Genomic DNA, 10,821 nt, shown 5'->3' on the forward strand with positions numbered 1-10,821 from the left:
GTCACGCCGTCGCCGGGCCCGTGACTTCCGCTCGCTCACGGGCTGCCGTCCACCTCGGGGGACGACGGCGGCAGTGCCGGGTCGGACGCGGGCGACTCCTCCTCGGCCGAGGAGGGCGGCTGCGTGAGGGGTGAGGAGGGTGGCGCCGACGAGGAGGGCGGCAGGACCGACGAGGGCGGGCACGAGCTGGCCGGCGGCGCCCCGGGGGACCGCCCGTCGCACGGCGGCGTACTGGCCGTCGAGGTCGACTCGTCGGGGGACGGGGTGTCCGGGTGCCGGGAGGGAGGCCTGGTCGCCGGGGGTTTCGTCTTCTTGTCGCCGGTGCCCGTGTCGCCCTTGCCCCGGGTGAACCAGTCGCCGCTGTCCGGGTCGTACACCACGAACTGGTTCACGACCTGGGTGGCGGGCGCCACGACCACGACGTTCGAGGGCCGGTACCCGGGCCACGCGTCGCCCGTCTGCCGCGGTGTGCTCTTCTGCGCGACGGGCGGCAGCAGCGGGTTGCCGCAGGCGCAGCGCACACGCGGCACGCCGTGGTCGTCGACCAGCACCGCGGTGCCGGTCTGCAGCACGGCCTGGTAGCCGGTGGCGCGGCCGTCGCGGTAGCCGTGGTTGGTCACGCGGGTGTCCAGCCGCAGGTGCACGGGCGTGAGCGAGCGCAGGTAGCGGGGGACGCCGGACGGCTCGATGTCGAGGACGGAGGCGAACGCCTTGTTCTTCGCCGGGTCCTTCTGGAGCGCGCCGACCTGCTTCTCCACGTCGCAGCTGCCGACCTTCCGCGTCCCGCCGTAGAGGCCGGGCGCCGCGCCGTCGACGCCGCGCGTCACGTTGGCCGAGGCCGACGAGCTGGGCAGCTCGCTCGGTGACGGTGGCGTGGAGCCCTCGCGGGCCGTCGACTCGGTGAAGGGGTCGGGCCCCGACTTGCCCGCGGGCTGGAGGAGGACCTCGCCGCGCGACTTCGACGAGCCCTCGGGGCGGGTGAGGACGACGGCCAAAATCACCGCGGCCACCACTGCGGCGGAGATCGCCGCGACGCGGGGCGCCGACTTCCACCACGGGCGGCCTCCTCCGCGACCCCCTCGGGAGCCTCCCCCGCCCGGGCCGTCGGACCCACCGCCGCGGCCCCCGCCACCGGTTGGACCGCCCGGCGGGCCGCCGCTCGACGGTCCCGAGGGACGCGCGCCACCCGGTGGCGGTGTCGAGCCGGCGGGGCTCGCGCCCGCCTGGGTCTCGCCCGGCCCGGGGCTCGGCCGCGAAGGGCCCGAGAGCGGGCCCGAAGGGGGTCCTGTGGGGCGTCCTGACGACGGCGGTTCGACGCTCACGAACACTTCCCTGCGTAGGGGATTCGGCGACGTACCTTTTATTCCGGTACGCGCCTATTGTGTGCCTCGGTGTCCGGGGGCCCGCAAGTCGACGCCGGCCGGCTCTCCCCCACGCCCGCCCGAAGACCCTCCCGAAGGCCCTCTCGAAAGGCGGACCGGTCCCGCGCTGCTTAGCGTGGCACCGTGAGCGAGCAGACACCGCCGCGGCGGGCCGGGGCGAGGCGCCCGGAGCAGAGCCGACGGGCCCCCCATGGCTGGCCCCATGCCCTTGTGGCCGTGCTCGCCTCCTTGGCGGCCATGGCCGTCGTCGCCGGGCTCGGCCTGTGGGCCGCGGGAGCCGCCGACCTGCCCGGCGGGGCGTTCCCGAGCGTCGTCGCGGCCGTCGTCGTGATGGCGGTCGGCGGCTCCGTCGGACTCTCCGGCGACGCCGGGATGATCGCCGAGACGGACGCGGGGCTCTCCGTGCTCCCGCTCTCCGTCAGCCTGGCCGGCGCTCTGGTGCTCGCCGCCGGGTTCCTCCGGCCGCTGCGGCACCGGGCCGTCGCCGACGTGAGGGAACTCGCCGGCTGGGCCGCCCGGATCGCGGTGCTGTGGGTCGTGCTCCTCACCGGCCTGGCCCTGCTGGCCCGGCACCGCTTCGCCATCGCGCTCGGCGACGGGCCCGTCGGGGAGATCGGCGATCTGCTGGACTCCTCGCCCGAGGTCGGATTCAAGACGGACGTGCCGCTGACCCTCGTCTTCGGGCTGCTGTGGCTCGCGGGCGTCCTCGTCGTGGCGCTGCTCGTCTCGCGCGGGGCCCCGCTCCCCGCCCGCCTGCTGCGCTTCCAGGAATCGGTGCGTCCCGCGGCGTTCGCCATGGTGTTCCTGCTGCTGGCGTACGCCGCCCTGGGGCTCGTCGCCGGGCTCGTCGTCGCGGCGACCCGCGGGCATACGGCGGAGACGTTCGCGGTGCTGCTGCTCGGGCTGCCCAACCTCGTCTGGCTCGCCTTCACCCTGGGGCTCGGCGCGTCCTGGGAGGGCCGGGTCGACGGGCCGTTCGGGCTGCCCATGCCGCGGGTCCTCGACGAGGTGCTGCGTACGCCGGCCGATTCCACGCTCAGCCTGCGGACCCTCGCCGAGTACGACGGGCGGGTGTGGTGGCTGCTGGTCGTCGCGGCGGTCCTGGAGGTGGCGGCCGCGTTCCTGATGGCGGCCCGCTCCCCGGCCCGGATGCGGGCCTGGCAGCACGCCGCGCACATGGCGGTGGCGCTGGCCCTCACCGTGCTCGCCGTCTGTCTCCTGGCGGGCGTGTCGGCCCACTACGGGCTCTCGCTCCTTGGCATCGGGGATCTCGGCGGGGGCCTGTCCGGCCTCGTGGAGCTGCGGCCGCACCTCTGGAAGGCGCTGCTTCTGGCCGTGCCCTGGGGTCTGGTCTCGGGGTTCCTCGGCGGGGTGCTGGCGCGGCGGGTCCACCGGCGGGGCGAGGTGCGGCCCAGGGCCTGACGGGGCCGGGGCGGGAATCTAGTCGGTCAGCCGCCGGAAGACCGGCTGGGCCCAGCGGGGTGGATCGGGGGGCGCGCCCGGGTGGGCCGGGGCTTGCTCTACGCGGCGGTCCACCCACGTCGGGGGGTGGCCGTCCGTACGGCTGCCCATGGCCGCCGCCCGCAGCGTGGCGGCGAATTCGAGGCACGACCCGTACCGGTCCTCCGGGCTCTTGGCCAGCGCCTTCGCCAGGACGCCGTCGAGGCCGGCGGGAACACCCGGCCGCTTCTCCGTGAGGCGGGGCGGCCGGTCGTACTGGTGGGCCCAGAGGAGGGCGATGTCGTCGTCGCGCTGGAACGGCGGCCCGCCCGCCAGGGTCTCGTACACGACGCAGGCGAGGCTGTAGACGTCGCATCGGCCGTCCACCGGGCGGCCCGAAATCTGCTCCGGCGCCACGTAGTCGAGGGTCCCGACGAACTGGCCCACGGTCGTGAACCCGGTCAGCGACAAGGACTTCTTCGTCAGGCCGAAGTCCGTGAGGTAGGCGTGCTCGGGGTGGTCGCTGTCCGTGCCCTTGGCGATGAGGATGTTGCCGGGCTTGACGTCCCGGTGGACCAGGCCGTGGTCGTGCGCCGCGTCGAGCGCGGACGCGATCTGGGTGGCGATGCGCAGCGCGGCCGTAACGGAGAGCGGGCCGCCGTGGTCGAGCAGGTGGCGCAGATCGCTGCCGGGCACGTACCGCATGGCGATGTACAGCACCCCGTCCGTCTCGCCCGCCTCGAAGACGGGCACGATGTGCGGGTGTTCGATCGCGGCGGCGACGCGTGACTCATGCGTGAAGCGCCGCCGGAAGGTGTCGTTGCGGGCGAGTTCGGGGGCGAGCAGCTTGAGGGCGACGGTCCGGTCGAGGCGCAGGTCCTTGGCCCGGTAGACGACGGCCATGCCGCCGCGGCCGATCTCGCCCTCGACCCGGTAGTCCGCGATGCGCTGCCCGATCAGCTCGGAGGGCCGCCCGGAGTGCGGGCTCGGGCCGCCCTCGCCCGGCGCGGCCGCCATCAGGCGTCACCGAACCGGAGCGGCTGATCGGGCTCGTCCCCCTCGGGCGGCAGAAACGGGGCGGGCCGACCGCCGTGCGGGGCGTGCGACCCATCGACCACACGCGTCTCCCCCGGCCCTACCACCTCGCCCACCCTCTGCGTCGGCTCGGCTTCCACCACCCGCGTCGGCTCAGGCCCGGCCACCTCGTCTACCACCCGCGTCTCCCCGGGCTCCACCGCCTCCCCCACCACCCGCGTCGGCTCTGCCCCCGCCACCTCATTCACCACCTGCGTCTCCCCCGGCTCCACCGTCTCGCCCGCCACCCGCGTCGGCTCAGGCCCGGCCACCTCGTCTACCACCCGCGTCTCCCCGGGCTCCCCCGCCTCCCCCACCATCCGCGTCGGCTCTGCCCCCGCCACCTCATTCACCACCTGCGTCTCCCCCGGCTCCACCGTCTCGCCCGCCACCCGCGTCGGCTCTGCCCCTGCCACCTCATTCACCACCTGCGTCTCCCCGGGCCCTGGCCCTGGCCCCGCCGCCTCACCCACCACCTGTGTCTCCCCCGGCGCCGGTCCCACCCCGGCGGTCGAGCCGTCGGTTCCGTCGGTCGGTTCCTGCGCGGCGGGGACGAGGCGGGTCGGTTCCTCGGCGGGCGGCGGGGAAGCGCCGGGGGCGGTGGCGGCTGCCCGTGGGGATTGGCCGGCCTCGTCGTCATCGCCACGCCCATCGGTGGCCGGCCCTTCCGTCGCCGCGTACGTACTGAGCCGCGTTCCGTCGCAGTACACCCACCGCTCGTGGTCGGCGTCGTAGAGCCACACCGATTCGCCCTCCACGACCACGCCCACCCGCAGCCCGCGTGTCCCGCGCCGGAAGGACTCCCCGTCGCCACCGCCCGCCAGTTCCTCCGCCGCCCGCCGGTAACGGCCAAGGGCGTCCTCCGTCCTGGTCAGCAGTGGGCGCGGGTCCGCCGTGCGGGTCAGGGGGCCGCTCGCACCCGGCGGATCGCGGGGAACGGCGACCAGGAGCCGGCTGTCGACCCACGCCGACCAGCCGTTGGCGCACACGATCCGGCCCCAGTCGCCGAGCCGGTCGACCAGCCGCACGGGCAGCAGCGCGTCGAGAGGGGTCGTCGGACGCTCCACGTCCGGTGCCTCCCAGGCGGGCAGTCCGTCCTGGGGGACCACATGGGTGGGGCGGAAGTCCGCGGGGGTCATCGCCGGTGCTCCTACTTCCGCATTACGGCGGGTTCATGGCGGCGCAGCAGCCTGGCGACCACGTATCCGAAGACGACCGAAAGGACCACCAGCATGCCCATGTTGAGCAGCCAGACGCCCGCGGAGTGCCGGAACAGCGGGTCGGCGGTCAACTCGCCCGGGACGATCCTGCCGAGGCCGATGGTGCCCGCCATGGCGCCCAGCGCCCAGCGCGAGGGCACGAGCCACGCCAGTTGCTCGACGCCGGGCACGCCGTTCAGTTTGAGGAGCGCGCCGCAGAAGACGACCTGGACGATGGCGAGGAACACGAGCAGCGGCATCGTCACCTCTTCCTTGCGCACCAGTGCCGATACGAGCAGGCCGAGCATCATGGCGGTGAGCGCCAACAGGGCCACGGCGAGGGTGACTTCCACCAGCGGTGGCAGCAACACCCCTTTGCCGCCGGGCGCGTTGAGGTCGACGCCGAGGAGCGCCACGAGGGTCAGTACGACGGCCTGGAGCACCGTGACCGTGCCGAGGACGACGACCTTGGACATGAGGTACGCCGATCTGGAGAGCCCCACCGCCCGTTCCCGCCGGTAGATGACGCGTTCCTTGACCAGTTCGCGCACCGCGTTGGCGGCACCGGTCAGGACTCCGCCGACGCAGAGGATGAGCAGCGCGTTCATAGCCGTCTCCTGCGTGAGCCGGCTTCCGGCGAGCGCACGGGCCATGGCGCCCATCACGAACGGCAGGGCGATCATGATGGCGAGGAACGTGCGGTCCGCGCCGAGCGCGGCCGCGTACCGCCGCACCAGCGTGCGCAGTTGGGATCCCCAGCTCTGCGGTTTCGGCGGCGGCGCGAAGGAGCCGGGCGGGGCCGCGCCGTCCTGCGGGAGGGACATCGGGTACGGCTGCGCGGAAGAGTTGACGATGTAGCGCTGGTGGAGCGGAGAGAGGTGGTAGTCCCGTGCCCAGTCCCGGTCGCGGTCGCTTTCGAAGGCCTCGAACGCCTCCGGCCACTGCGGGAAACCGAAGAACGGCAGCGCGTCCCGCGGCGGCCCGTAGTAGGCGATCTTCCCGCCCGCGGCGAGGACGAGGAGCCGGTCGCACACGTCGAGGCTGAGCACGCTGTGCGTGACGACGATGACCGTGCGGCCGTCGTCGGCGAGGCCGCGCAGCATGTGCATCACGGAGCGGTCCATGCCGGGGTCGAGCCCGGACGTGGGCTCGTCGAGGAAGAGCAGTGAGGGCTTGGTGAGCAGTTCGAGTGCGACGCTCACGCGTTTGCGCTGGCCGCCGGAGAGGCTGTGGATGGGCTGGTCAGCGCGTTGTTCCAGGCCGAGTTCGCGGATGACCTCGTCGACTCTGGCCCGGCGTTCCGCCCGCTCGGTGTCCTGGGGGAAGCGGAGTTCGGCGGCGTAGCCGAGGGCGCGGCGCACGGTCAGCTGGGCGTGCAGGATGTCGTCCTGCGGTACGAGGCCGATGCGCTGGCGCAGCTCCGCGTAGTCGCGGTAGAGGTCGCGGCCGTCGTAGAGGACGGTGCCGCCGTCCGCGGGGCGCAGCCCGGTGAGGGCGTTGAGCAGGGTGGACTTCCCCGCGCCGCTGGGTCCGACGACGGCCAGCAGGCACTTCTCGCCGACGGGGAACGAGACCTGGTCGAGGAGTGTCTTGCGGCCCCGGTCGACGGTCACCGTCAGGCCCTGGACGTCGAGGGACACCTCGCCGGTGTCGACGTACTCCTGGAGCTGGTCGCCGACGAGGCAGTACGCGCGGTGGCCGACGCCGACGATGTCCCCCGGTGCGAGAGGGGCCCGGTCCACGGGCTGGCCGTTGAGGTAGGTGCCGTTGTGGCTGCCGAGGTCGACGATCTCGTACGTACCGTCCGGGAGGACCCGCAGTTCGGCATGCCGGCGGGAGACGACCAGGTCGTCGATGACCACGTCGTTGTCGTCCGCGCGGCCGATGCGGACGGTGCGGGTGGGCAGCGGGCGCACGGTCGTCGGCTGCCGGAAGGTGCCGGTGGCCGAGGGCGTGCTGACGGAGGAGGGGCGTTCGGCGGCGCGGGGCTCGGGCGGGGTGCGGCCGACGACCACCGCGCGCGGGCCGTCGGTGACGCTGCCGAAGCGGATGACGCTGCCCGGCCCGATGTCCCCCTCCGCGACGCGCCGCCCGTCGGCGTACGTTCCGTTGGTGCTGTGCTCGTCCTCGATGGTCCAGTGATCGAGCTCGGCGTGGAGGACGGCGTGATGCCACGAGACGCGGGCGTCGTCGAAGACGATGTCGCTCAGCGGGTCGCGCCCCACGTGATAGTCCCGGCTCGGACTCATCACCGTGGAGCCGGTGTCGGTCTCCAGCACGAGTTCGGGCGCAGTCGGCGCCACAGGCCGCTTCCCCATGCCAGAATTCTACCCATTCGCCCTGATCTCCGCCTGGGGGTCGCCGCCACCGGGCCTCCACCGGGCGGGCGAGTACGAGGGCGATCAGCGCGCGGGCGATGAGTTCGGGCAGTGGATCGGGTCTGCCCGGGTATGACTCGCACCCTTGAGGTGGCTGCCGCGCCCGACCTCGACCGCGCGACGCGGCCACCCTACGACGACGTACTCCCGGAGATCCGATGACCACGGTGACCACGGTCCACGCCCATGGGGTCGCCCTCGGCGTCGAGTCGTTCGGTGACGTCGACGCGCCCCTCGTCCTGCTCGCGGGCGGGCCGACGATGCTTTCCTGGCCCGACGCGCTGTGCGAACGCCTCGCCGCCGGCGGCCGGCGCGTGGTGCGCTACGACCTGCGCGACAGCGGGGAGTCGACCACCGCGGACCCGCAGGCGCCCGCCTACACCCTGCGCGACCTCGCCGCCGACGCGGCGGCCCTCGCCGGCGCGCTCGGCGTACGGCCCGCGCACCTCGCGGGAATCGGCGTCGGGGGGATGGTCGCCCAGGTGGCCGTACTCGACCATCCGGCCGCATTCTCGGCGCTCACGCTGGTCGGCACCCGCGCGGTGGCCCCCGGCCCGCCCGACGCCGACCTCCCCGACCACGACCGGGCGACGATGAACCGGCTGTTCGCCCGCCCGCAGCCGGACTGGACCGACCGCGAGGCGGTCGCGGAGTTCGCCGCCGCCGGCGCGGAGATCCGGGGCGACGACCCCGCCGCCGCGCGCGAGATCGCCGCGCGCGTCTGGGACCGCACGCCGGGCACCACGCCCCCGGTCCAGAGGGCCAACCAGCTGGGCATGGTGTTCTCCCGGCTCGACTGCGCCCCCCGCTGGCGCGAGCGCCTGCCCGGGATCGACGTCCCCACGCTCGTCGTCCACGGCCGCCGCGACCCGTTCTTCCCCGTCGGCAACGGCGAGGCGATCGCGCGCGAGATCCCCGGGGCACGGCTGCTCGTGCTCGAGGAGGCCGCCACCGCACTCCCCGGGGCGGCGGCCGGTGAGATCGCCGAGGCGATGCTCACCCTCGGGCAAGGGTCCCCGGATCAGTAGCCGTAGATCATCTTGTAGGCGACCTCGGGGAGGAACTGCCCGGCCGTGGAGCCGGTTCCGACGCCGCAGTTGCCGTCGGACTCGCCCGGAGCCTTGATCCACAGGAGCATCTCGGCGCCTCCGCCCAGTTGGGTGGGGGTGCCGATACGGCGGCCCGAGGGGTTGCACCACTGGCCGTTGGAGCCGTTGCCGTTGCGGCTGGTGTCCACCACGAACGGCTTGGTGTAGCCGTACCGGGTGCTGAGTTCGCGCTTGACGGCGTTGCCGTAGGCGGTGTTCTCGGCCGTGGTCAGGTAGTTGGAGACGTTGAGGGAGAAGCCGTGGGCCTGCTGGAGGCCGGCTTCGTGGAGGCGCCGGGCCATGGTCGACGCGCTCACCCAGCCCGGGTTGCCGGCGTCGAGGTAGACCCAGGTGTGGGGCGCCCGGCGGTTGAACTCGGCGAGCGCGCCGGTGAGCATGCCCTCGCGTTCGTCGATCTGGGCCTGGGTCATGCAGTCGTAGTCCCCGAGGGAGTCCGGTTCGAGGACGACGACGGCCGGGCGGCTGCCGATGCCCCCCGCGAACTGGGCGATCCAGGTCGCGTAGGCGGACGGCGAGGCGGCTCCGCCCGCGGAGTGCCCGCCGCAGTAGTCGCGGTTGTAGATGTTGTAGGCGACGAGGAGGGGCAGCTTGTCCCGGGCGTCCGCGGCGCCCACGTACGCGCCGGCGGCGGTGCCGATGGGGCCGCTCCAGGAGCCGAACCAGCGGGCCATCGGGGTGTTGGCGAGGGACGCGTTGATCGCGGGCGCCCGGCCGTCGCCGGGGTTGGCGGCGACCCACCGCTTCGCGCTCGAGTCGGGGTCCACGTAGAACCCGCTGGTCAGGGTCGTCGGGTCGGCCGCGTGCGCGGCCGGTGCGGCGGTGAGCGCCAGCGGCAGGGACGAGAGCGCTGCCAGCAGGGCGAGCAGTCTGCGGCGCATCAGAGTACCTCGGTTTTCTGAGGGGGTGTCGAGGAAGGGCGGAGGGTCGGGGGAGCGCTCCCATGGGTAGGGTTCGATGAGTGGCGCTCCCCCGTTGGGGCGGGTGCCGGACACGCGGTCCGGCAGTGACGCGTGGAGGTGCGGGCGTTACGGGGTGTGCGCCACCCGGTCACGGGCCCCGCGGGTGGCGGGGGTGCCGCCCAGCGTCGTCAGCACCGCGTTGTACGCCGGCTTCTTGTTGCCATTGCGGTCAAACAGCAGCGGGTTCTCCCCACTGCGCCAGGAGTCGCTGTCGCGGATGCCCCAGACGGTGATGCCGGTGCACCGTGCGACGTTCATGCAGGCCCTGACCGTGTTCGCGTACGCGGTCGGTGATGCCTGCGCGATGTCCAGCTCGGTGATCTGGACATCCACGCCGAGGGCGGCGAAGTTCGCCAGCGTCGTCTGGAAACTGGCGGGCGGGCCCCCGGCGCCGAAGTGGGCCTGGAGGCCCACGCAGTCGATGGGTACGCCCCGTGCCTTGAAGTCGCGCACCATGCGGTAGACGCCCTGGGTCTTGGCGTCGTTCCAGTTCTCGATGTTGTAGTCGTTGTAGCAGAGCTTGGCCGCCGGGTCGGTGGACCGGGCGGTCCGGAACGCCTGCTCGATGAAGCCGCCGCCGAGCACGTCCCGGAAGACCGAGCTGCGGAGCTGGCCGCTGGGGCCGTCGGCGAAGGCCTCGTTGACCACGTCCCAGGAGTGGATCCGGCCCTTGTAGCGGTTCATCACGGTGGTGATGTGGTTGTTCATCACACCGCGCAGGGTGTTCGCGTCCCTGATGGAGCCGACCCAGCCGGGCAGTTGGGAGTGCCAGACGAGCGTGTGGCCGCGCACGCGCTGACCGTGGGAACTGGCGCCGTTGACGATCTGGTCGGCGGCGCCGAAGTTGAACGACCCGCGGGACGGTTCCGTGGCGTCCCACTTCATCTCGTTCTCCGGCGTCACGCTGTTGAACTCACGGCCCAGGATGCCGGTGTACGTGCCGTCCCCGAGCCTCCCGGCGGCCACCGCGGCCCCGAAGTACCGCCCGGACTGGGCGGCTTGAGCGCCGAGGGTGGACGCCTGGGACGTCGCGTCGGGCGCGGCGGTGGCGGTCCCGGTGAGCGTCAGGGCCGCCACGGCCACCAGGGCCGACACGGAGGCCCGGCGATGGCCGAGCCGCTTCAGTCGATTCATGGTTCTCCTCGTACGGTCGGGTGCGAAGTGACAGGTGCGGGTGGGTACCGGCAGGGCATCGGCGGGCGGGCCGCCGGTGGCCGCCAGGGCGTGCCGACGGGAGGCGCTTTGAGGCGTCCATGACATACGCATCGATGGGGTTCCCC

Annotated in this window: 7 protein-coding genes and 1 pseudogene; 2 read left to right on the forward strand and 6 right to left on the reverse strand. The window is 73.5% G+C overall.

Annotated features, from left to right (window positions below; genetic code table 11):
* Nucleotides 1-35: 35 nt before the first annotated feature.
* On the reverse strand, nucleotides 36-1,322 hold the full coding sequence (locus ACZ516_RS08580; protein WP_469009212.1) for a DUF6777 domain-containing protein: 1,287 nt from the start codon (nucleotides 1,320-1,322) through the stop codon (nucleotides 36-38).
* A gap of 183 nt (nucleotides 1,323-1,505) precedes the next feature.
* Here ACZ516_RS08580 and ACZ516_RS08585 point away from each other — a divergent pair, with 183 nt between their 5' ends.
* A complete protein-coding gene (locus ACZ516_RS08585; RefSeq protein ID WP_469009214.1) occupies nucleotides 1,506-2,804 on the forward strand; it encodes a streptophobe family protein in 1,299 nt (432 codons plus the stop codon).
* Between the two features lie 18 nt (nucleotides 2,805-2,822).
* On the opposite strand, the gene ACZ516_RS08590 is transcribed toward ACZ516_RS08585, so the two are convergent.
* The 3 genes from ACZ516_RS08590 to ACZ516_RS08600 are packed head-to-tail and all read right to left on the reverse strand — an operon-like array spanning nucleotide 2,823 to nucleotide 7,413.
* Complete coding sequence (locus ACZ516_RS08590; RefSeq protein ID WP_358699036.1) at nucleotides 2,823-3,839, reverse strand: serine/threonine-protein kinase; 1,017 nt, start codon at nucleotides 3,837-3,839, stop codon at nucleotides 2,823-2,825.
* Entirely contained in the window at nucleotides 3,839-5,035 is a 1,197-nt protein-coding gene (locus ACZ516_RS08595) for a hypothetical protein (protein ID WP_469009216.1), read from the reverse strand. The genes ACZ516_RS08590 and ACZ516_RS08595 overlap by 1 nt, the downstream gene beginning before the upstream one ends.
* Before the next feature lie 11 nt (nucleotides 5,036-5,046).
* Entirely contained in the window at nucleotides 5,047-7,413 is a 2,367-nt protein-coding gene (locus ACZ516_RS08600) for an FHA domain-containing protein (protein WP_469009218.1), read from the reverse strand.
* 218 nt (nucleotides 7,414-7,631) lie between these two features.
* Between ACZ516_RS08600 and ACZ516_RS08605 the strand changes: the two genes are divergently transcribed.
* Complete coding sequence (locus tag ACZ516_RS08605; RefSeq protein WP_469009220.1) at nucleotides 7,632-8,501, forward strand: alpha/beta fold hydrolase; 870 nt, start codon at nucleotides 7,632-7,634, stop codon at nucleotides 8,499-8,501.
* On the opposite strand, the gene ACZ516_RS08610 is transcribed toward ACZ516_RS08605, so the two are convergent.
* Together ACZ516_RS08610 and ACZ516_RS08615 are read right to left on the reverse strand one after the other, a co-directional pair.
* Nucleotides 8,495-9,460, reverse strand: coding sequence for a glycoside hydrolase family 6 protein (locus ACZ516_RS08610; protein WP_361082551.1), 966 nt, complete (start codon nucleotides 9,458-9,460; stop codon nucleotides 8,495-8,497). The two genes, ACZ516_RS08605 and ACZ516_RS08610, sit on opposite strands and share 7 nt — an antisense overlap.
* Nucleotides 9,461-9,610: 150 nt before the next feature.
* Nucleotides 9,611-10,675, reverse strand: a pseudogene (locus tag ACZ516_RS08615) (glycoside hydrolase family 10 protein); the annotation flags it as partial.
* Nucleotides 10,676-10,821: the final 146 nt, after the last annotated feature.

It is taken from the genome of Streptomyces sp. NPDC034037, assembly GCF_055575715.1.